At 65.0% G+C, this 20,214-nt stretch carries 20 protein-coding genes and 1 riboswitch; of the genes, 10 read left to right on the forward strand and 10 right to left on the reverse strand.

Annotated features, from left to right (window positions below; genetic code table 11):
- Positions 1–160: 160 nt before the first annotated feature.
- Complete coding sequence (locus BW995_RS13115) at positions 161–784, forward strand: glutathione S-transferase family protein (protein ID WP_076400837.1); 624 nt, start codon at positions 161–163, stop codon at positions 782–784.
- A gap of 291 nt (positions 785–1,075) precedes the next feature.
- On the opposite strand, the gene BW995_RS13120 is transcribed toward BW995_RS13115, so the two are convergent.
- Positions 1,076–1,963: a LysR family transcriptional regulator gene (locus tag BW995_RS13120; RefSeq protein ID WP_076400838.1), complete on the reverse strand. Its 888-nt coding sequence runs from the start codon at positions 1,961–1,963 to the stop codon at positions 1,076–1,078.
- Between the two features lie 162 nt (positions 1,964–2,125).
- On the opposite strand from BW995_RS13120, the gene BW995_RS13125 reads away from it, so the two are divergent.
- The 7 genes from BW995_RS13125 to BW995_RS13155 all read left to right on the forward strand — a co-directional run bounded on the left by BW995_RS13125 (position 2,126) and on the right by BW995_RS13155 (position 9,691).
- The gene (locus BW995_RS13125; RefSeq protein ID WP_076400839.1) at positions 2,126–3,304 is read left to right on the forward strand and encodes an MFS transporter; all 1,179 of its coding nucleotides are present in this window, start codon (positions 2,126–2,128) and stop codon (positions 3,302–3,304) included.
- Positions 3,305–3,324: 20 nt separating this feature from the next.
- Positions 3,325–3,549, forward strand: a riboswitch (cobalamin riboswitch).
- A gap of 298 nt (positions 3,550–3,847) precedes the next feature.
- Positions 3,848–5,782 carry a TonB-dependent receptor plug domain-containing protein gene (locus tag BW995_RS13130; RefSeq protein WP_076400840.1) on the forward strand — a complete coding sequence of 645 codons (1,935 nt, stop codon included), beginning with the start codon at positions 3,848–3,850 and terminating at the stop codon, positions 5,780–5,782.
- Positions 5,783–5,811: 29 nt separating this feature from the next.
- Positions 5,812–6,378, forward strand: a complete 567-nt coding sequence (locus BW995_RS13135) for a DUF7676 family protein (protein ID WP_076400841.1) — start codon at positions 5,812–5,814, stop codon at positions 6,376–6,378.
- Positions 6,375–7,223, forward strand: a complete 849-nt coding sequence (locus BW995_RS13140; protein ID WP_076400842.1) for an ABC transporter substrate-binding protein — start codon at positions 6,375–6,377, stop codon at positions 7,221–7,223. The genes BW995_RS13135 and BW995_RS13140 overlap by 4 nt, the downstream gene beginning before the upstream one ends.
- Entirely contained in the window at positions 7,216–8,214 is a 999-nt protein-coding gene (locus tag BW995_RS13145) for a FecCD family ABC transporter permease (RefSeq protein ID WP_076400843.1), read from the forward strand. Before BW995_RS13140 ends, BW995_RS13145 begins: the two co-directional genes overlap by 8 nt.
- Positions 8,211–9,008 (forward strand): ABC transporter ATP-binding protein, encoded by a 798-nt coding sequence (locus BW995_RS13150; protein ID WP_139332902.1) that lies wholly within the window; start codon positions 8,211–8,213, stop codon positions 9,006–9,008. The genes BW995_RS13145 and BW995_RS13150 overlap by 4 nt, the downstream gene beginning before the upstream one ends.
- Entirely contained in the window at positions 9,005–9,691 is a 687-nt protein-coding gene (locus BW995_RS13155; protein WP_084194824.1) for an energy transducer TonB, read from the forward strand. Before BW995_RS13150 ends, BW995_RS13155 begins: the two co-directional genes overlap by 4 nt.
- Before the next feature lie 2 nt (positions 9,692–9,693).
- Here BW995_RS13155 and BW995_RS13160 read toward each other — a convergent pair whose 3' ends face one another.
- The 3 genes from BW995_RS13160 to BW995_RS13170 form a co-directional block, all read right to left on the reverse strand.
- Positions 9,694–10,761, reverse strand: coding sequence for an AbrB family transcriptional regulator (locus tag BW995_RS13160; RefSeq protein ID WP_076400845.1), 1,068 nt, complete (start codon positions 10,759–10,761; stop codon positions 9,694–9,696).
- Positions 10,761–11,333, reverse strand: coding sequence for a hydrolase (locus BW995_RS13165; protein ID WP_076400846.1), 573 nt, complete (start codon positions 11,331–11,333; stop codon positions 10,761–10,763). Before BW995_RS13165 ends, BW995_RS13160 begins: the two co-directional genes overlap by 1 nt.
- A gap of 152 nt (positions 11,334–11,485) precedes the next feature.
- Entirely contained in the window at positions 11,486–12,376 is an 891-nt protein-coding gene (locus BW995_RS13170) for a LysR family transcriptional regulator (RefSeq protein ID WP_076400847.1), read from the reverse strand.
- A gap of 129 nt (positions 12,377–12,505) precedes the next feature.
- On the opposite strand from BW995_RS13170, the gene BW995_RS13175 reads away from it, so the two are divergent.
- The gene (locus BW995_RS13175; RefSeq protein ID WP_076400848.1) at positions 12,506–13,240 is read left to right on the forward strand and encodes an SDR family oxidoreductase; all 735 of its coding nucleotides are present in this window, start codon (positions 12,506–12,508) and stop codon (positions 13,238–13,240) included.
- Positions 13,241–13,327: 87 nt separating this feature from the next.
- Here the strand turns inward: BW995_RS13175 and BW995_RS13180 are convergent, their stop codons facing one another.
- From BW995_RS13180 to BW995_RS13205, 6 genes are read right to left on the reverse strand one after another with little or no spacing between them, the layout of a single operon-like run.
- Positions 13,328–13,879, reverse strand: coding sequence for a hypothetical protein (locus BW995_RS13180; protein ID WP_076400849.1), 552 nt, complete (start codon positions 13,877–13,879; stop codon positions 13,328–13,330).
- Positions 13,876–14,304 carry a hypothetical protein gene (locus tag BW995_RS13185; RefSeq protein WP_076400850.1) on the reverse strand — a complete coding sequence of 143 codons (429 nt, stop codon included), beginning with the start codon at positions 14,302–14,304 and terminating at the stop codon, positions 13,876–13,878. The genes BW995_RS13180 and BW995_RS13185 overlap by 4 nt, the downstream gene beginning before the upstream one ends.
- Complete coding sequence (locus BW995_RS13190; protein WP_076400851.1) at positions 14,301–15,173, reverse strand: hypothetical protein; 873 nt, start codon at positions 15,171–15,173, stop codon at positions 14,301–14,303. The genes BW995_RS13185 and BW995_RS13190 overlap by 4 nt, the downstream gene beginning before the upstream one ends.
- A 15-nt stretch (positions 15,174–15,188) precedes the next feature.
- Positions 15,189–15,722 carry a hypothetical protein gene (locus tag BW995_RS13195; protein ID WP_076400852.1) on the reverse strand — a complete coding sequence of 178 codons (534 nt, stop codon included), beginning with the start codon at positions 15,720–15,722 and terminating at the stop codon, positions 15,189–15,191.
- Between the two features lie 9 nt (positions 15,723–15,731).
- Positions 15,732–17,276 carry a phenylacetate--CoA ligase family protein gene (locus BW995_RS13200; protein WP_076400853.1) on the reverse strand — a complete coding sequence of 515 codons (1,545 nt, stop codon included), beginning with the start codon at positions 17,274–17,276 and terminating at the stop codon, positions 15,732–15,734.
- Complete coding sequence (locus BW995_RS13205) at positions 17,270–18,889, reverse strand: pyridoxal phosphate-dependent decarboxylase family protein (RefSeq protein WP_076400854.1); 1,620 nt, start codon at positions 18,887–18,889, stop codon at positions 17,270–17,272. Before BW995_RS13205 ends, BW995_RS13200 begins: the two co-directional genes overlap by 7 nt.
- Positions 18,890–19,353: 464 nt before the next feature.
- On the opposite strand from BW995_RS13205, the gene BW995_RS13210 reads away from it, so the two are divergent.
- A complete protein-coding gene (locus BW995_RS13210) occupies positions 19,354–20,208 on the forward strand; it encodes a DMT family transporter (protein WP_076400855.1) in 855 nt (284 codons plus the stop codon).
- Positions 20,209–20,214 lie beyond the last annotated feature (6 nt).

Below are 20,214 nucleotides of genomic sequence, written 5' to 3' on the forward strand. Positions count from 1 at the left end.
CGAAAAGTGGGAACCGGTTTTCGCAACAACAATGCGGCAAAATAAAAGGTTAGAGCCGTGAGTTTGCGCTCACTGCTCTGGCTCCCCCCAGATTCCGCCACTGGCCCGGCGCTCCCCCTCGGATTACCCTGTTCGCCCCCTTTCCGAGAGGATGCGTCCGATGAAGCTGATTGGCCTGCTCGATTCCCCCTATGTGCGCCGGGTGGCGATTTCCCTGACCCGGATGGGATTGCCGTTCACCCATGAACCGCTGTCCGTGTTCCGGGACTATGACGCCTTTGCCGCCTACAACCCGGTGGTCAAAGCCCCGACCCTGATCACCGATGCGGGCGTGACGCTGATGGATTCCGGGCTGATTCTGGAATACGCCGAGCGGCTGGTTGAGGCCGATCACAGCCTGTTGCCGGGTGATCTGGCCGATCTGGCGCGGGCGCAGCGCATCACCGGTCTGGCAATGGCGGTGTGTGAAAAGGCCATTCAGGTCGTTTACGAATTGAAGCTGCGCCCGGAAGACAAGCGCCACCAGCCATGGCTGGAACGGATCAACGGCCAGTTGGACCACGCCTGCCGCCTGCTGGATGCCGAAGTGGCCGAAACAATCGACACCACCCCATGGCTGTTTGGCGAGCGCCCGTTGCAGGCCGACATCAGCACGGCGGTGGCCTGTCGCTTTACCCTGAAAATGCTGCCGTCGGTCCTGTCCAGCGACCGCACGCCATCGCTGATCGCCCTGTCCGACCGTGCCGAAGCGCTGGCCGAGTTTCAGGCCTGGCCGCACGACTAACTTAGAGCATTGTGCGAAAAGTGGGGACCGGTTTTCGCAACAACAATGCGACAGAACAAAAGGTTGGATCAGCGTGCCTGCGTCAGGTCTCAGTACACGACAGTTGGTGGAAAAGAATGGGCTATCGCCCAAACCCATTCGGGGCCTGAGGCCCCGAACCCCCATTTTTTCTTTAAAAATCAAGTCAATGGGGTCTGGGGCCTCAAGGCCCCAGCGAGGTTTGGAGCAGCGCTCCATGATCCTGTTTCCCCACTGTCGTGTACAGTGGCGTCAGGTTTAACGCACACTGATCTAGCCACCCCCTTCCTGCGCCAGTTTCCGGCGCAGGGCGGCGATGAACACCCGGACCTTCTGCGGCACCATCTTGTTGGTTGGATAGACCGCCCACAGGTGGATGTCTTCCGGGCGTGCTCCGCCCAGTTCCAGCGGTACCAGCCGCCCGGCGGCCAGATCATCGGCGGCGCGCCAGACTGACAGGCGGGCAATGCCGCCCCCCGCCAGACAGGTGGCGTGGCAGGCTTCGATGGTGCTGGCGGAAAAGCGTGGAGTCAGACGAATGTGCCGCTCGCCGCCCCGGTCAACGAAGGTCCAGTGCGTCACCCCCAGCAACGGCAGGCACTGATGGCGGGTCAGCGCGTCGATGTCGTCCGGCACCCCATGGCGGGCCAGATAGTCCGGGCTGGCGACCACCAGCCGGGGATTGTCGGCCAGCTTTTGCGCCACCATCCCGCTGTCGCGCAACGGCGCAATCCGGATTGCCAGATCAATGCCGCTCGCCACCAGATCCGGCAGGGTGTCGGTCAGCTCCAGCGCAATGCGCAACTGCGGGTGCGTCTCCAGCAATGGCGGTACAATCGGTGCAATGAACTTCAGGCCAAAGGCAATCGACGCCGACACCCGCAGCAAGCCGATCGCCGCCCCGTCGGACGAGCGCAGGCGCACCAGTGCCTCCTGTTCGTTGTCCACCAGCGCCTGTGCATAGGGCAGAAAGGTTTCGCCTTCCGGGGTCAACGACAGCGAGCGGGTGGTACGGTGCAGCAGGCGCACCCCCAACTCGGCTTCCAGCGCCGCCAGCCGCCGACTGGCCACCATCGGCGCCAGCCCCAAACGGCGGGCGGCGGCGGCCAGACTGCCCGCACTGACCGCCGCAGTGAACACCTGCACATCGTCGATATTCATTCTATCGCTAACCGTTATAGAGGAGGAACAGAAAGCCAGACTACCGACCAGAACAGAGATAATCTAGCTATAGAGCGGTGAGCGCAAAAGTGGAAACCGGTTTTGCGCAAAATCACTGCGACAAAAAAATTTAGATCAGCGATACCCGCAAAGGACCCTGCCATGTCACAGCCCGCCGCGCCCACCTTGCGCAAGACCACCCTGTTTGCCATGGCTGCCGCCTGCGGTCTGGCGGTGGCCAACATCTATTACAATCAGCCGCTGCTGGGGCTGATGGAGGCCGACTTTGACCATCACCCGGCCACTGCCTTCATTCCCACCACCACCCAGCTTGGCTATGCCCTCGGCCTGCTGTTGCTGGTGCCGCTGGGGGATATCGTCGAGCGGCGCAGACTGATCATGCTGCAATTCGCCGCGCTGGCGGTGGCGCTGGCCGGGGCGGCGCTGGCTCCGTCGGCGGTGCTGCTGGCGGTTGCCTCGCTGGTCGTTGGCGCCAATGCCGCCGTGGCCCAGCAGATCGTTCCCTTTGCCGCCACCCTCAGCAGCCCGGACAAGCGCGGTTCGGCCATCGGCACGGTGATGGCCGGTCTGCTGTCCGGTATTTTGCTCAGTCGGACCGTCTCCGGTTTTGTCGGCGAACATGGCGGCTGGCGGGTGATGTTTGCCCTCGGGATTCCGTTGGCCCTGCTGGCGGCGGCGATGATGCGGCTGACCCTGCCCAAGCATCACCCGACCTCGCCGTTGCCCTATCGGCGGGCGCTGTGGTCGCTGGGGCATCTGTGGTTGCAGTACCCGGCCCTGCGCTCCGCCACGCTGGCACAGGCGGCGCTGTTCGGTGCCTTCTCGGCCTTCTGGAGCATCCTCGCCCTGTATCTGCAAGGGCCGGAGTTCGCTCTGGGGGCCGATGTCGCCGGGCTGTTCGGGGTGATCGGTGCGGTCGGTATCTTTGCCGCCCCGCTGGCCGGGAAAATCGCTGATCGCCGTGGCCCGCATGTGGTGGTGTGGCTGGGGGCGGCGATCACCCTGCTGTCGTGGGGGGTGTTCGCCATCAAGGGCTCGCTGCTGGCGCTGGTGGCTGGCGTGGTGCTGCTGGATTTTGGCGTGCAAAGCGCGATGGTGTCGCACCAGCACATCATCTATGCCCTCGCCCCCGAAGCCCGCAGCCGGATCAACACCGTGTTCATGACCGGCATGTTTCTGGGCGGTGCCGCCGGGTCAGCTGCCGCCGCGCTGGCGTGGGCCGTCGGGCAGTGGTCGGGGGTGTGCCTGCTGGGGGCTGCCTGCGGTGCCCTCGCCCTGCTGGTCAAGGGCCTAAGCCGCCGACCTGATGCACACGGTTGACAGTCTGTTATCCTTTCTGTAATCCAGACGGAACGTGATGGTTCCCTAATGGGCAAAGCCCAGGGGATTAAAACGGGAACACGGTGAGGACGACCCAATCGGGGCCGAAGCCGTGGCTGCCCCCGCAACTGTGAGCGGCGAGTCAGCGTCCAATGACACAAGCCACTGGGGAGTTTCTCCGGGAAGGCTGGACGCCAGACCATGACCCGCGAAGCCAGGAGACCTGCCTCACGTCGTCGCCCATCTGTCCGAGCGGGGTGCATCGGCAGTACGGAAGTTTCTTCCCGAGGTGGTGACATCACTCTACTCCCCGCCCGGAGTCTGTTTTCAGACTCTGCGCGGGGTGTTCGTCTGCGTCCGGCACGGTCCCTTGCGGTCTGTCCGGCAATGCCCCGTGCTGTGCCCTGACGTGGGGCATCGCATGGAAAAATGCGTTTAAAAACAGAGAAATGTGGAAGGGCCCGACGATCTTGGCGGACTGCGGGCCCTTCCGTGAACGGTCAGACCTGATGACCAGCCCATTCACACAGACGGAGTCTGTCGATGCCAAAAATGCGTCTTTTTGCTGCCGGAGTCAAAGAGGGAGGATCCGCACGCACCGCCCCGGCCTCGCTGCTGGCGGCCCTGCTGCTGCTGTCTCCCCCCGCCCTTGCCGCCGATCCCGACGACAGCGACGGGCAACCGGATGACCACGCCATCGTGGTCAGCGCCAACCGGGTGGCCACCGACAGCAGCAAGATCGGCAGCGCCGTCACCGTCATCACCGCCGAAGACATCGCCCGCCAGCAGGCAAACACGGTGGCTGAAGTCCTGCGCACCGTCCCCGGCCTGTCGATTGCCAATTACGGCACCACCGGCAGTCAGACCGATGTGCGCATCCGAGGGGCCGAAGCCTGGCACACCAAGCTGATCATCGACGGCGTTGACATGGCCGACCCCAGTTCGACCCGCCCGTCGTTCGACTTCGGCCATTTGCTGGCGTCGGACATCGAGCGCATCGAAATCCTGCGCGGCCCGCAAAGCCTGCTGTATGGCAGCGACAGCATCGGCGGGGTGATCAGCATCACCACCCGCAAGGGCAAGGGCAAACCAAAAGTCACCGCCAGCGCCGAAGCGGGCAGTTACCACACCTACAAGGGCAGCGCCGGCCTGTCGGGCAGCGAGGGCGCGGCCAGTTATGCCATCAGCGCCACCCGCTTTCAGACCGACGGCATTTCCTCGGCTGACCAGCGCAACGGCAACAGCGAGAATGATGGCTATCAGGCCAGTTCCGCCTCGGCCCGGCTGGGCTATCAGATCACCGATGCATGGTCGGTGGAAACGTCGCTGCGGGCGATGAACGACCGGCTGGACTATGACCGCTACAACAACACCACCCGCCGGGCCGAAGACGACAACAGCTGGTTCCGCAAGCGGGACCGCAGCGCCCGGCTGGCCACCACCTTTTCGCCCTTTGGACCGGTGCTGGAAAACACCCTTGCCTATTCGGTACAGGAATCCAAACGCGACTATCAGGACGGCGACCTGTCCGGCGGCTCGGCCTATTTCTATGACGGCGAAAGCCAGAAGCTGGACTATCAGGGCACGGCCCACCTGAACGAGCACAACACGGTGGTGTTCGGGGCTGAAACCAAGACCGATTCCACCACCCAGGGCGGTGGTTTTTCCCTGCCCGGCCACAAGGACGTCAGCACTGCCGGTTACTTTGCCGACTATCAGGTGTCGCCGTTCGACGCGCTGTTCCTGACCGTTGGCGGTCGTCTGGACGACCACGAGACCTTTGGGACACACACAACCTATCGCACTACCGCTGCCTATCTGGTCGAGGCCACCCAGTCACGCCTGCACAGCAGTTATGGCACCGGTTTCCGCGCGCCGTCGCTGTCGGAACTGTACCTGCCGATCTATGGCACTCCGACCCTGCGACCGGAAGAAAGCCGTGGCTGGGATGCCGGGATCGAGCAATCGTTCCTCGACGGCAAAGGCTCGGTTGACCTGACGTGGTTCAACAACCGCATCAAGGACATGATCACCACCCAGACGGTGGGCGGTGTCACCACCTTCACCAACCTGTCATCCACCCGCACCCAGGGTCTGGAAGCCACCGCCCGCTGGGAGCTGTCCGACGACTGGCGGCTGTCGGGCAATTACACCTTCACCGACAGCCGCAACAACAGCACCGGCCAGATTCTGGCCTATCGTGCCAAGCATCAGGGCTCGCTTTCCGCCACCTGGCTGCCGCTGGACGGACTGGAAACCACCGCCAGCCTGCGCGCGGTCGGCAACCGCTATAGCAGCAACAATAACCGCATGCTGGGTGGCTTTGCGGTGGTCAACCTCGCCGGAGCCTATGACCTGACCGAAGGCACCCAGCTTTATGGCCGGGTCGAGAACCTGCTCGACAAGACATACAGCGAAATCGACACCTACGGCACCTATGGCCGCGCCGCCTATGTCGGTGTGCGGACCTCGTTTTAACCCTCTGTCACGTCAGGGAGTCCTTGTTGATGACCGCTGTCAGCATCAAGCGTGAAGAACCCGGTCTGGGGACCATCGAGTCCTTTCCGATCGCCACCGACGAACCGTTGCTGCACGGGTTACTGCGCGAGATTTTTGCCGATCACTGGCAGGAAATCGTGTTCGGCACCCACGTTCTGGGGTCGGTGTTTGAAATCTGCGCCCCCAACGCCCCCACCCGGATCAGCCTGCACGATGGCTATCTGACGGTCGATTTTGGCCGCTGGCATTTCCATGTCTGCATCGGCGACCATCGCGGCAAGGGAGCGCCGGTTCCCCCCACCCCGGAGGTCAACCTGCATCGCCGCACCGGACGGGCCGAGTTTTACCGCATGCTCAACCGCGATGGTGCGGCCTATTCGTGGGGCCTGCGCCTGTACAATGGCGGCGGGGAGCAGCAGATCACCGTCTTTTTCCCCAACCCCTTTGCCACCCCGGAAAACACCCGTGCCCGCCAGCCGGACTGGTCACGACTGGCGATGTGGGATGATTTCCGCCGCCGCTATCTGGGGCTGGAGCCGGAAGACTGCGACCGCGCCGCCCGGAAGCCGAAATGATCCTGCGCCGGGCGATGGGGATGGCGCTGGTGGGGACCATGCTGTCCCTGCCAGCGCAGGCACAGGAAGACACACGGCGCGTTGCCTCCACCGCCCTGTGTGGTGATCAACTGCTGCTGACCCTGCTGCCGCCCGCCCGGATCGCCGCCCTGTCGGCGCAGGCGGTGGACCCCGGCCTGTCCGATGCGGCGGCCCGGGCGCAAGGCTTGCCGGTGCTGCCCGCCGATGCCGAAGGCTTTCTGTGGGCCGGGGCCGATATCGTCGTCGGCAGCGATCGTGGCGACAGTCAAACCTTGTCCCTGCTGCGGCGGTTGGGGGTAACGGTGGTCCGCATGCCGCCGACCAACAGCTTTGCCGACGCGATGGAGCAACTGCGCTCGGTCTCAACCGTCCTCGGTGCCGCCGAGGTCGGGCAGGCGCTGGCCAGTGACAATGAACAGCAGCTCGCCCGCCTGCTGGCCGAACGGCCAACCGATCCGCCGCTCGCCGCCTATTACCGCCCCGATGGCGGCAGCTCGGGGCAAGGGACGTTCATGAACGAGGCGCTGACCCTCGGCGGCTACCGCAATCTGGCCGCCGAGGTCGGGCAGAGCGGCTGGGGGCGGCTGGATCTGGAAACACTGGTCCTGCATCCGCCGACTGCCCTGATCACCGCCTATTTCGATCGCCCCGGCTGGAGCCTGCGCCACAAGTTTTCCCACCATCCGCTGTTCCGCCGTCTGGCTGCCAGCCGCCCGACCATCGCCCTGCCCGGCTCGCTGGTCGCCTGTTCAGGCTGGCCGCTGATCAAGGGGATTGCCTTTCTGGCCGCTGCCCGCCCTCCTGCTGGAGACCATCATGACTGAACGACGCCTGTCCCTGCTGTTGCTGCTGGCACTGCTGGCCCTGACTGGCTGGGCGTTGACGCTGGGGACCGCCCCCCTGACGCCCTCGATGATGGTCGCCGGGTTGCTGCCGGACCTGTTCCCGCACGATGATCCCCGGCTGGCGATGGTGATGCAGGAGATCCGCCTGCCGCGCGTGCTGCTCGGGCTGGTGGTCGGGGCGGCGCTCGGGCTGGCAGGGGCGGCGTTGCAGGGATTGCTGCGCAATCCGCTGGCCGAACCGTCGATCATCGGCACCTCGGCCTGTGCCAGTCTGGGGGCGGTGCTGGCCTTTTATTACGGGCTGGCGGCTGATTTCAGTCTGGCCCTGCCGCTGGCCGGTATCAGCGGCGCGGCGCTTGGTACCCTGCTGTTGCTGGCTCTTGCCGGACCGGCGGCGTCGACCCTGACCCTGATTCTGACCGGAGTCGCCCTGTCCAGCATGGCCGGGGCGCTGACCTCGCTGGCGCTGAACCTGTCGCCATCGCCCTATGCGGTGACGGAAATCGTCATGTGGATGATGGGCTCGCTGAAGGACCGCAGCATGGATGATGTCCTGCTCGCCAGTCCGTTTGTGCTGGCAGGCTGCCTGCTGTTGCTGCGGGCCGGACGCGGGCTGGATGCCCTGACGCTGGGCGAAGAGGCCGCCGCCAGTCTGGGCATTGCCCTGCCGCGCCTGCGGGTCCAGGTGATCGCCGGAGCGGCGCTGGCGGTGGGGGCGGCGGTGGCAACGGCGGGATCAGTCGGCTTTGTCGGCCTGATCATCCCCCACCTGCTGCGTCCGCTGGTCGGCCATCGCCCCTCTGCCGTCCTGCTGCCGTCGGCGCTGGGCGGCGCGGCCCTGCTGACCGCCGCCGACATTGCGGTGCGGCTGATTCCCGCCCGTTCCGAACTGATGCTGGGGGTTGTTACCGCCATCATCGGCACGCCGTTCTTTTGCACCCTGATCCTGAAAGCCCGGAGACAGGCATGATGAGCATTCCCCTGCTGGAGGTTCACACCCGCCCCCTGCTGGCCCGCGACCGTCGCGGCGGCGGCGAGCGGATGTTGCTGGAGGCGCTACGCCTGTCGGTGGCTGCGGGCGAGGTGGTCGGGCTGCTCGGCCCCAACGGCGCGGGCAAGAGCACCTTGCTGCGCCAGATTGCCGGCCAGCAGGGAGCGGCGCGGGTGCTGGTTAACGGACAGGAGCTGGCCGGGTTGTCCACCACCGCCCGCGCCCGCCAGTTGGCCTATCTGCCGCAAAGCAGCGAGCTTCATTGGCCGGTGGCGGTGGCCGAGGTGGTGGCGCTCGGGCGGGTGCCACACCGCAGCGGGCGCGGTCTCACCAGCGCCGACCGTCAGGCCATCGAACAGGCGATGACGGCAACCTCGGTCAGCGATCTGGCCCGGCGTCCGATCACCAGCCTGTCCGGCGGCGAAAAGGCCCGCGTGCTGCTCGCCCGCGCACTGGCGGTCGAGGCGCCGGTTCTGCTGGCCGATGAACCGATTGCCCATCTCGACCCCGGTCATCAGTTGCAGGTGCTGACCCTGCTCCGTCGGTTGGCCGGACAGGGAATGGCGGTGCTGGTGGTGTTGCACGATCTCGGGCTGGCCGCCCGCTGGTGCGACCGGGTGGTCGTGCTGCACCACGGGGCACTGGTGGCCGATGGTCCGCCCGCGCACTGTCTTGATGATGGCCTGCTGGCCCGCGTCTATGGCATTGCCGCCACCCGCGGCCTGCGTGATGGCGCGCCCTATCTGGTGCCGTGGGAGGCGGTACGGCCATGAAAACGGGGATGCGGCCCTATCTGCTGGCAGGCAGCCTGTCGTTGCTGGCCCACGGTGGGGCGCTGGCCCTGCTGCTGCAACTGACCACGCCGCCACCGCTGATCCCCGCCGCAGTACCGTCCGCAGTGATGGAGGTGATGCTGGTCAGCACGGCTCCGGCCTCTGCACCGGTTCCGGCAGCAGAACCGGAGCCAGAGCAAGCGCCCATCCCGGCTCGGGAGCCGGAGCCAGCGGTCCATCCCGCCGCCCCCACACCACCGCCACCGCGTCCTGTCCGGCCCGTGGCAAAGGCCCGCCCCGCCCGCCCCAATCCGGCCCCTGCCGCCCCGTCTCCGGCGCAGGCCGTCGCCACCGACAGCACGCCACCGGCAACAGCACCCGCCGCACGCCCGGCCAGCATCAGCACACCGCCCGGCTATAGCCTCGGTGCCGTCTCCACCCCCCATCCGCCCTACCCATGGAGCGCCCGCCAGCGCAACAAAGAGGGCAAGGTGGTGGTGCGGCTGTTCGTTGATGCCTCCGGCGTGCCGTCGCAGGCCGAAGTTATCCACAGCAGCGGCGAAGACAGCCTTGATACGGCGGCACTATCGACCCTGCGCCGCTGGCGGCTGCGTCCGGCGCACAGCGACGGGGTGCCGGTCAGCGGGCAGATCGACGTGCCGATCCTGTTCCGCCTGCTGTAGGACTATTCCGCTGCTGCGGCTGCGCGTGGAGACAAGGACAACAGCCGGGCCAGCGCCGGGCCAACCAGCAACACCAGCAAAAAGCGCCCCACCTGCATGGTCATCACGAACGGCAGGTCGGCATGGGTCGAGGAGGCAATGATGGCAATCGAATCCGCCCCGCCCGGACTGGTGGCCAGATAGGCGGTCATCGGGTCAACCCCGGCGAACAGCACCAACAGCCCGGCCAGACCACTCGACAGCAGAAGCAGCACCATGATCGAGGCAAACACGCGCGGAAACACCCGCGCCGCATGGCGCAGCACGTCACGCGAAAAGCGCAAACCGATGCTCCAGCCGATGATCGCATAGGCAAAGGCCAGCAGCGGCACCGGCAAGGTGATCTCCAGCAGCCCGACCATTTTGGCTGCCACTCCGGCAATGATCGGCACCAGCAATGTTCCGCCCGGCACCCGTGCCACCGCCCCCAGGGTGGCACTGCCCAGCGCCAGCGCCATCGTCAGCCCGACATTTGCCCACGACGTCACCAGCCACCAGTCCTGCCCCCCGCCCCCCGCCGGAGCATTGCCGGACAGATGCGCCACCGCCGTGGTGGCCAGCGCGCAGCAGACCACCCGCAGATATTGCATGAAGGCCACCAGCCGCATGTCAGCGCCATAGGAGTCCGACATCAGGGTCATCACCGTTGCCGCCCCCGGTGCCGAGCCCCAGATGGCGGTATTGCCCGGCAACGCCCGCGAGCGGGCCAGCACCCAGCCCAGCGCACTGGACACCAGCAAGGTTGAAACGATTCCGCCCAGAAATACCGGCCAGTCGAGCAGGATTTCCTGAAACAGGGTGGTCGGCAGGGCGGCGGCCACCATCACCCCGACGATCCCCTGCGCACTGGTCGCCCCCCAGCGCGGAATACTGACACGGGCATTGCCGACCGCCATCACGATGGCAGCCAGAATCGGCCCCAGCAGGAAGGCGGCGGGCAGATGCACCGCTTCCAGAGCCCACGCCAGCACCAGCGACAACAGCACCAGCCCGGCCCACCGGCTGGCGGTTTGAACAGGAGAAACCAGCATCACCGCTCCACCGTCAGCGCCGCAACGGTGGTCATGCGGGCAATGCGCGGCAGGATCAGGCGGCAGGTCATTTCGTGGGCTTCAGCGGTGGTGGTGGTCGAGCAGGCGTCTTCCGGCACCACCATCGAATAGCCCAGTTCCCAGCCATGGCGTACGGTCGATTCAACCCCGAAATTGGTGGCAATCCCGGCCACCACCAGCGTATCAATGCCGCGCCGCCGCATCATCTGGTCAAGGCCGGTGCCGCTGAACGCCCCCCATTGCTGTTTATGAATGCGCAGGTCGCCCGGCTGTTCCAGCCCGTCGGCAAGCCGGGACCAGTCCACGGGCAGCCCGCCTGCCGGACGCGGCGCGGGCTGATCGACCAGCCCCGGCGCAGCGTCGGAAAAATCAGCAGCGAAACCCACCGTCACCAGCACCACCGGCGCCCCCATCGCCCGAAAGCGCTCGGCCAGAATCTTGCCGTTCGCCAGCACCTCGGCCGCCGGGCGGGGGGCACTGGGCAGGGCCATGATCCCCTGTTGCAGGTCAATCAGAACCAGCGCCGAACGGGAGGCCGACAGGGTGATCATTGGCAGGTTTCCTTGCGAGACGTGTGGGGAGGACTGTCAGGGTGGGCGCGTCCCGTGCCGAGCGTCAATCCCCTGAACTCCAGAGCCTCCCGAAAAGGCGGGAGGCCCTGTGGCCCCTGAACTCCAGAGCCTCCCGAAAAGGCGGGAGGCTTTCAGGCCCGGAAACACCCCTGCACCCAGTCCATGAACACCTGCACCCGTGGTGCCAGATGGCGGGAGCGCGGATAGAGCAGCGTCACCGGCACCGCAGGCAACGGAAACTCCGGTAACAGCTCGACCAGCGTCCCGACCGCCAGCGCCGCCGCCGCGTGATAGCGCGGGATCTGGATGATCCCCAGCCCGGCATGGGCGGCGGCGGTATAGCTTTCTGCCGATGACACCGTCAGCGCCGTCGGCAGACTCACTGTCCGCCGCTCGCCATCGCAGAGGAATTCCAGCGGCATCGGGCCGTTGACCGCGCTGCACCAGAATCCGATCATCCGGTGGCCGTCAGCCAGCAGGCGGTCGGGATGGGTCGGTACCCCGTGGCGGGCCAGATAGGCTGGCGAAACCAGTGTAACCTCGGGCAAGGTGGTGACCCGCCGCATCATCAGGTCGCACTCGCGTGGCACCCCGACCCGCAGGGCGCAATCAAAGCCTTCCTCGATCACACTGACCAGCCGGTCACTTTCGCGCAGTTCGACTGACAGACCCGGATGGCGGGCGAGAAAATCCGGCAGGTGCGGCAGCAGGAAAAAGCGCGCCAGCGTGCCGTGGACGCTGGCCCGCACCACCCCCTGCGGCGACCGCCCGGAAAAGGACGCCTCGGCCACCTCGATATCATTCAGAATGGAACGGCAGTGCCGGGCGTAGCGTTCGCCATCGGGGGTTGGCCGCACATGGCGGGTCGAGCGCAGCAGCAGCGGAACATCCAGCCGGGCCTCCAGCATTTTGACCGCTTCGGTCACCGTCGAGCGCGGCAGGCCGAGGTCTTCGGCGGTGCGGGTAAAGCTGCACCGTTCCACCACCCGCACAAACACCCGCATGGCGTCGAGATGATCCATCGTGCTGCTCCTCTGTCCTGATTCTTGTTCAGGAAATACGAACAGAGATGCCAGAGCAACCGGGATTATCAGAACAATGGTGGCAGATAGAGTGAGGCATCCCTCCCCCCCCCTGCACGGAGTTCAGTCATGTCCCCGCAAAAAACCGCTCTGGTGATTGGTGGATCGCGCGGCATCGGAGCCGCCACCGCCGAGCGTCTGGCCCGCGACGGCTTTGCCGTTGCCCTCAGCTACACCCGCAACGCCGCCGAAGCCGATGCGGTTGCCGCCCGCATCACCGCTGCCGGTGGGCAGGCCCTGATCGTGCAGGCCGATATCAGCACCCCGTCCGACGTGCAGACCCTGATGGCCGCCCCGGTCGCTGCCTGGGGCGGGCTTGATGTGGTGGTGCTGTCCGCCGGGGTGTTTGCCACCGCGCCGATGGCCTCCATCGACGATGCCACCATTGACCGGCTGATTGCCACCAACCTGACCGGGGCGGTGTACGTCCTGCGCGCCGCCGCCGGGCTGGTGCGCGACGGGGGGCGGATCATTACCCTGTCCACCAGTGTGGTTGGCAGCAACATGGAAACCTATGGCCTGTATGCCGCCACCAAGGCCGCGGTCGAAACCCTGACCCGCATCCTGTCCAAAGAGCTGCGTGGCCGTCAGATCACCGTCAATGCGGTGGCCCCTGGTCCGACCGCCACCGACCTGTTCCTGACCGGCAAAAGCCCGGAGCTGGTCGAGCGGCTGGCCAAAATGCCGCCGCTGGAACGACTGGGCACCCCCGACGACATCGCCGCCGCCATCGCCTTTCTGGCCGGGCCGGATGGTGGCTGGATCAACGGCCAGATCCTGCGCGCCAACGGCGGGTTGGTGTAACCTGTTGCCGTGCCGCCGTGGGCGCGCCGGTGTGCGCCCACGGTTCAGCCGGATCACCCGCCGGGCCAGATCACCCGCCGGGCCAGATCACCCGCCGGGACGGACCATGCGGGTGATGATCGGGTTGGTCGGCAGCACCACCTCCAGCGACGGGCCATCAAACTGATAGGCCTTCGGCTGACCGACCACATCGGTATCGCACTGGATGATCAGCCGGTAGCGATAGACCCCCGGCTCGATGTCCGGGCGCAGGATACCGGCCCAGTAGTAATAAACCGGCGTCCACTGGCTGCGCATCGCATCCGGGCCGCCATAGACCTTCAGTTCGCGGAACACCTTTTCATTGCGCACGGTGCCGTCCTCGTTGAGGAACAGGATGTTGGCAATGCGGGCCGATGCCGGCCAGGTGCCATCCGGGCGCTTGCTGGCATCGCGGGAATAGACCAGCCAGTTCAACACCTGCCCCTGACAACAGACGGTTTGCAGGTCGGCGGTGCCCTTGTTCTTGCTGGCCGGACTGTTGTCCATCACCCCGATATGACCGACGGTGGTGCTGTCGCGCAGGATGGCCGCCACATCGACGCTGGAGACGATGTTGAGCTGCGGCGCTGGCGGAACGGTAGAGAGGGGCGTGCTCATTCGGCGGCCTCCGAAACAACGATGGGTTGGGCCTCGATCAGGGCGCAGTTCGGCGAGGTGGACAGGGTGTACAGGCTGCTGCCCAGCGCAAAGGTCAGGCCATAGGGCACCGGGGCCGTCACCGCCTTTTTGACGATCCCGACCCAATAGGTCACGGCGGTATCGGGATAGGTTTCGCGGCGGACCTCGCACACGTCATCGGGCACCGACAGGGCGGTGATCGCGGCATAGGTTTCGCATTCCAGCGAGGTCACCACCCACACCAGCGTATCGCCCTCACGCACGGCGGTATGCAGGCGATCGGTTGCCTCATGCAGCGACCCGGCGGCCTTGTTGTCGTCGATCATGACGATGTGATGATCCGGCGTCCCGGCGGCCAGCGCCCCGGCCACATTGACCACCACGGTAATAACGATCTGGCTCATAGCATGTCTCCGGCGCAGGACGTCTGGGAATCACAGGCAGCCTCGGCGTCGCTGGCAACCGCCTGCACCCCACAACAGGGAGGCAGCGGCAGGACAGCGCCGGCATAGGCCCCGGTAAAGCCGTTCAGTTGCGGCTGTAACACCACTTCCAGTTCCGCCGACATGGTGAAAATACGCGGCATCCACACCACGCGGCCGTCGTCGTTCACCTCGGGCTGGTGGATCTGGACATCCACCAGATACTGGTGACGACCGACCTTGCTGGTATCAACCGATGCACTCCAGTACCAGCCCTCGGTATAGGGATCGGGCGAGCCATACAGGGCCGGATAAATCACCCCGTCATCCACCGCCGGACCATAAAGGTTGGTCACCACCGGCGGAAAAGCGTTGATACTGTCCCGGCTGGCTTCATGGACTGCGGTCCCCGAGGCGGTCATCACCCCGCCCAGCAACGGCACCGTCGCCCCGTCCAGCGTCTGGACCAGCATCACCGGATGGGGTTGCCCAAAGGGGCCTGACTTGCCAAACAGCTTGTTCAGGGCCGCAGGCGTTGCCGCATCCTGCACCGCCGCCGCCAGACGGGCGTTAAAGGTCTCTTCGCCATTGCGATGGCGGAACAGGCGCGGCAACGTCGAAGGCGGACCGGAAACACCACAGCTCAGCCAGTTCAGGATCGCTTCCGATGCCTGCCCGCCGCTGGCATCATGGGTGCCGATGACGTGGGTGACGTTCTTTTCCGGTGTCCCGGCAACTTCATCGACCCCAACCAGATGCTGGGTGTTGTCAATCAGGTAGATGTGGCCGTCGAGCGTCCCGGTCGCCAGGGCCGCCGCGTTGTCGACCACCAGCATGATGGAAATCTGCATCGTCTCGTCCTTCAGCTACAGAATGCCATCGGCATGACAGGCTGCCGAATAAGCTGGATGATCAGCGGCAGCAGAGACCGGCGCTTCCGCCGCCTGCGGCCCGTGATAAACCGGCAGGTAGGCCAGCGATGCCCCGTCGAGCGCCACCAGCTTGCCGTCGTCTTCACCAAAGCCGATCACCATGCGATAGGGATAGGTGGTATCCGGGGTCAGCCCGACAGGCGGGATCATCCCTTCCCAACTGCGCGCCCACAGCGGCGTCGGGCCGGGCAGTTCGTCCGAGCGCGGCAGGTCGGTCACCGACGGTGCCGGAACCGTGCCGCAGCCAAAGGTCAGTGAATCAATCCACACCGGCGTCTGCACGTCGATCGGGGTCATCGTCCAGCGCACCCACTGCCCCGGCCCGACCGGGCTGGACAGGGCAGGCGTCCCCATGCCACTGCCGGGAAACGGGCCATCGTCATACAGGAACACCGACCGTTCGACCGGCTTGCCGACCAGCAGCGCCACCACATCGACGTAGACCTGAATGTTAAGTACCGGAAGCATTTGTCTCTCCTATACCCGGTCCACCACCAAGGGGACCTTGCCGACTTCAGTACGGACCAGCTCCGGTCCGTTCGGCTCGACCAGCCGCAAGCCAAAGCGATAGCCGGACTCGCGCAAGGTGGCCTCGGTGGCCTCCATGCCATCGAACAACGACATCGAGCGGATCAGCCCGGCGATCATCACCGGGGCCGCTCCGTCCGACCCCAGCGCCTTCGCCAGCTCCGGCAGCCTGTCGCGCAGACCGGGTGCGGCCACCACCAGCAGGAACTGGCGCGACGAGCGGGTGATCTGGAACTGGACGTTGGCGGCCACCGCGTCGATGTCGAGCAGGTCGCGCGATTTGAATTCCTCGCTGATTGCCGCCAGCGCGCGCGGGGCCGAATACTGGGTGTCGGCGATGTGCATGAAATCACCGCTGCGCCCGGCATATTCGAACTGCATCGCCCGCAGGCCCGCTGGCTGCTGATCAGGCTGGCGGTCGGGACGGCGGATCACCCGGTCACCGACCTTGTAACGCAGCACCGGAGCGGCATTGCCGAACAGGCGGGTGACCACCAGCTCGCCCTCTTCGCCTTCGGCCACCCAGCGGCCGTTTTCATCGACCACTTCGATCAGGTGCAGGCCGGGCACCGTCGTCAGCACAGGACTGTCAGGGTCCAGTTGCAAGCCGATGGTTTCCGCCTGAGTGGCCGCGAAATAGCTGAGAATCTTGAGGTTCGGGTAGGCCGCCTGCAGGTCGGCCCGCACCTTGGGCGTCAGCAGGCCGCTGCCATAGAGGGCAATGTGCAGGCTGTCGCGTTCGGTCTGGCTCAGGACTTCGGCAAAGTCGGCCAGCAGGGCGATGCTCTGGGTAATGCCCATGATCGCCTTCGGGCCGGGATAGGACATCATCAGCTTGTAGACATCGCGGCTCATCGGCCCGGCCCCGATATAGTTGACGCCGGGAATCTTTTGCAGCACCCCGCCGACCATCGTGCCGCTGCTCCACATCTGGTAGTCGGCCAGCGTGGTGGACACCCACTTCGGCCCTGGTCCCGGCAGCAGCGGCGCCATCATCGCCCGCCCCATGAACTCGCCCGCCCACTCATAGGTTTCCTGCAGCTCGTCCAGCGGATAGACCGTCTCGGACGGACGCCCGGACGAGGTGCCGCCACTGGCCACCACTTCGAACCCGCAGCGGTCAATCGGCACCACCATCCCGGCCCGCTCGCCGGTGAACAGGGTGCTGAAGGTGTCCTTGTCGGTGATCGGCAGGGCCTGAAAGGCCTCGTAAGTATCCACCGGACCATCGCCAACCGCAGCATTGATCCGCTCGCGCCACAGCGGGTTGACGCGGGCAATCTCCACCAGTTGCCGCAGGCGACGCTGAATCAGCCGGTCCTGCGTTCCCATCGGCATCATCGCCAGCGGACAGCCCAGACGCGACTCCGCCGCCCGCAACACCGACAGGAACGACGGCAACGCCAGCACGTCATCAATCGACGCCGGACACAGAACATCATCAGGGATCAGGGACGCCACAAGGTCATGACCGGCGCTTTGCTCTATCAGCATGGTTTGCTCATCGTCTGGGGGGAAAAAATCATCTCGGCCTCGGCAGCCGCACCCGCAGCAATGCCCCAGTCGGCGCAAATTTCGCGGGCATGACGGCGGACCTCGCCAATCATGTCGATCACATCGTCCATGGTGATCTGGTGGTTCATCATCACCAGCCGCAGCACCGTCACCCCGTCCAGTTCGACCTTCGACAGGAAATAGCGGCCCTCGGCGCGGATGCGGTTGCGCAGTTCCAGATGCAGGTCGCCCAGCCGTTCGGCAGGCAATCCGGCGGGGTGGTGGGTAAAGCACAGGATGTTGGCTTCGGGGCGATGCATCACCGCAAAATCCGGCTGCGCCGCCAGATAGTCGTGGGTCAGTTCGGTCAGCATCACCAGATAGTCGAGCTTTTGTTCAAACAGCCGTCGCCCGAACAGCGCCCACACCAGCCACAGGTTCAGGATCGACGGTCGCTTGGTGCATTCAAAATTCTTGATGCCGCTCTGGAACAGACTCATCTCGTCTTCCAGCGGATCAAACACATAGCTGGCCTTTTCCGGGAACGCCGCCGCCGCGCTGTCCGGGTCGCGGTAAAACAGCAGGGTGCACAGGGCCGGAACGAACAGCGTCTTATGGGCGTCAAGGCAGAACGAATCCGCCAGTTCCAGCCCGCGCAGGCGGGGCCGCAGGTTGTCCGACACCAGAAACGAGCCATTGTGGGCGGCATCGACATGCAGCCACGCCCCCCACTTGCGGGCCAGCGCCGCCAGTTCCGGCAGCGGGTCGATGGCCCCGATCGAGGTGGTCCCCGCCGCCGCCACGATGCAGAACACATCCAGCCCGCGCGCTGCCGCTTGCTCCAGCGCCTGCGCCGCCTGCTCGACATGCACCTGTCGGCGATCATTGAGCGGCAGGCGGATCACCTGATCCTGCCCGATCCCGATCACCCCGGCGATGCGGCTGACCGAAAAGTGCGCATCGCCACCAATGGCAATCGCCGGACGTCGCCCGTCGGCCTGCGGCTGAACGCCCTGCTGCCAGCTTTGCCCCAGCCGCCGGTTGCGCGCTGCCAGCACCGCTGTCATGTTGGCCAGCGACGCGCCCGAGGTGGTCACCATCTCGAACGTCCCGGCCTCCCAGCCGATCAGCGGCGCAAACTGCTCGGCGATCAATTTGTCGGCCACATTGGCCAACTGTCCGGCTTCGTAATACGAGGCTGGTTGCGGCGCGATGGCGCTGACCAGATCAAAGACCGCCGACACAGGCACAACAGAGGAAAACTGCCGAGCCATATAGCCGCGCGAGTTCACCTTGATGCCGGTTCGCAGATAAAGGTCGAGGATGTCGGCAAAACGGTCGGCATCAAACGCCATCCCGTCCGCGTCCACCGCTTCGTCCACCATCAGGCTGCGAGCGGCTGCCAGCAGGGCATGAGGCCGTTCCAGACGGACGCCTTCGATCTCCTGACTGGCCAGCAACGCCTGCACCTTGCGGGCGGCGATGGCCAGAGCACCGGTGAAGGCCGCTTCGCCAAAGGCCGGAGCCAGACCATCACAGCCACGCCCATGCGTTTCAGAGGCGACCGACGCAGGCAGCGAGACCGGCAAAAAGACATTTTCCAAGGGTTGCATAGCCAGCACTTTTCAACTGTGAGCCATGCACTGGATAAATACTATCTATAGGTGAATATCAATGACTCAATAACCAGTAAGTGTTTCCGTGCTGTGACACACATGCCCGTGAGGACAAAAATAAAGAGTTCCGGAAAGATAAATCCAACAGAGAGATATAAAAATAAAATTCGGCAAATGAAATTTTTCCTGCCGAAATAAATGATGCGTCCAAAATCAAGATAAAATAAAATTGCATCAATATGTATTTAATTAATTTTCTATACACTCGGCATATTTTCCATACAAATCATTTTGGCATTACAGCAACCAGCATATTATTTTTGTTTGCAACATGATGATATCCCAACATCAAATATTGCCGCAGCGCCACATTTTTTGCGTCTTCTCCTTTGGTCCTATTGCATCCTCCCCACTGTCCGGCACGCTGACTCGCCCCTCCTCCTCGCCCCCCGAGGCCCGCCATGCGTCTGTTGCTGTTGATCGCCACCGCCTTGCTGGCCTTTGCCGGCAATTCCCTGCTGTGCCGGGTGGCCCTGCGTGATACCGCCCTCGATCCGGTCAGCTTTGTTGCCCTGCGCCTTGGCTCCGGGGCGGCGATTCTGTGGCTGATCGTATCGCTACAGCGCCGGGGCGGAGCTTCCGGGGCCTTGTTGGCCGGATCGTGGAAAGCCGCCATCGCGCTGTTTGTCTACGCGCTGGCCTTTGCCCTGGCCTATCTAACCATTCCGGCGGGAACCGGCGCCCTGCTGCTGTTCGCTTCGATCCAGATCAGCATGATCCTGTACGGCCTGATCATCGGCGAACGGCTGTCGGGGGTGCAATGGGTCGGGCTGGCCTGTGCGGTCGGCGGACTGGTGGTGCTGATGCTGCCCAAGCTGGGAGCGCCACCGCTGACCAGTGCCACCCTGATGGTCATGTCCGGCATTGCCTGGGGAGCCTATTCCCTGCTGGGCCGGGGGACCACCGACCCGATTGCCGCCACCGCAGGCAACTTTGTGCGGGCCACCCCCTGCGCCCTGCTGGTGCTGGCCGGGGTGGCAGTCACCAATGGAGTGTCTGCCGACTGGACCGGCGTCGGCTATGCGGTGGTCTCCGGGGCGATCACCTCCGGTCTCGGCTATGTGCTGTGGTATGCCGCCCTGCGTCACCTGACCGTCACCCGCGCCGCCACCCTGCAACTGAGCGTGCCGTTGCTCGCCACTCTGGGCGGGGCGATGTTTCTCGGCGAGCCGTTCACCCTTCTGCTGGGCATTTCAGCGCTGGCCATCGTGTCGGGAATCGGGCTGGTGGTGGCCGGAAAGAAAGCGACCCCATAAAGACGG

Origin of the sequence: Insolitispirillum peregrinum (assembly GCF_900156605.1) — a bacterium.
GTDB classification, from domain to species: domain Bacteria; phylum Pseudomonadota; class Alphaproteobacteria; order Rhodospirillales; family Rhodospirillaceae; genus Insolitispirillum; species Insolitispirillum peregrinum.

Excerpts from the sequence above, each read along its gene's own strand:
- BW995_RS13115 (WP_076400837.1), top strand. The coding sequence starts at position 161 with ATGAAGCTGATTGGCCTGCTCGATTCCCCCTATGTGCGCCGGGTGGCG.
- BW995_RS13120 (WP_076400838.1), bottom strand. The coding sequence starts at position 1,963 with ATGAATATCGACGATGTGCAGGTGTTCACTGCGGCGGTCAGTGCGGGC.
- BW995_RS13125 (WP_076400839.1), top strand. The coding sequence starts at position 2,126 with ATGTCACAGCCCGCCGCGCCCACCTTGCGCAAGACCACCCTGTTTGCC.
- BW995_RS13130 (WP_076400840.1), top strand. The coding sequence starts at position 3,848 with ATGCCAAAAATGCGTCTTTTTGCTGCCGGAGTCAAAGAGGGAGGATCC.
- BW995_RS13135 (WP_076400841.1), top strand. The coding sequence starts at position 5,812 with ATGACCGCTGTCAGCATCAAGCGTGAAGAACCCGGTCTGGGGACCATC.
- BW995_RS13140 (WP_076400842.1), top strand. The coding sequence starts at position 6,375 with ATGATCCTGCGCCGGGCGATGGGGATGGCGCTGGTGGGGACCATGCTG.
- BW995_RS13145 (WP_076400843.1), top strand. The coding sequence starts at position 7,216 with ATGACTGAACGACGCCTGTCCCTGCTGTTGCTGCTGGCACTGCTGGCC.
- BW995_RS13150 (WP_139332902.1), top strand. The coding sequence starts at position 8,211 with ATGATGAGCATTCCCCTGCTGGAGGTTCACACCCGCCCCCTGCTGGCC.
- BW995_RS13155 (WP_084194824.1), top strand. The coding sequence starts at position 9,005 with ATGAAAACGGGGATGCGGCCCTATCTGCTGGCAGGCAGCCTGTCGTTG.
- BW995_RS13160 (WP_076400845.1), bottom strand. The coding sequence starts at position 10,761 with ATGCTGGTTTCTCCTGTTCAAACCGCCAGCCGGTGGGCCGGGCTGGTG.
- BW995_RS13165 (WP_076400846.1), bottom strand. The coding sequence starts at position 11,333 with ATGATCACCCTGTCGGCCTCCCGTTCGGCGCTGGTTCTGATTGACCTG.
- BW995_RS13170 (WP_076400847.1), bottom strand. The coding sequence starts at position 12,376 with ATGGATCATCTCGACGCCATGCGGGTGTTTGTGCGGGTGGTGGAACGG.
- BW995_RS13175 (WP_076400848.1), top strand. The coding sequence starts at position 12,506 with ATGTCCCCGCAAAAAACCGCTCTGGTGATTGGTGGATCGCGCGGCATC.
- BW995_RS13180 (WP_076400849.1), bottom strand. The coding sequence starts at position 13,879 with ATGAGCACGCCCCTCTCTACCGTTCCGCCAGCGCCGCAGCTCAACATC.
- BW995_RS13185 (WP_076400850.1), bottom strand. The coding sequence starts at position 14,304 with ATGAGCCAGATCGTTATTACCGTGGTGGTCAATGTGGCCGGGGCGCTG.
- BW995_RS13190 (WP_076400851.1), bottom strand. The coding sequence starts at position 15,173 with ATGCAGATTTCCATCATGCTGGTGGTCGACAACGCGGCGGCCCTGGCG.
- BW995_RS13195 (WP_076400852.1), bottom strand. The coding sequence starts at position 15,722 with ATGCTTCCGGTACTTAACATTCAGGTCTACGTCGATGTGGTGGCGCTG.
- BW995_RS13200 (WP_076400853.1), bottom strand. The coding sequence starts at position 17,276 with ATGCTGATAGAGCAAAGCGCCGGTCATGACCTTGTGGCGTCCCTGATC.
- BW995_RS13205 (WP_076400854.1), bottom strand. The coding sequence starts at position 18,889 with ATGCAACCCTTGGAAAATGTCTTTTTGCCGGTCTCGCTGCCTGCGTCG.
- BW995_RS13210 (WP_076400855.1), top strand. The coding sequence starts at position 19,354 with ATGCGTCTGTTGCTGTTGATCGCCACCGCCTTGCTGGCCTTTGCCGGC.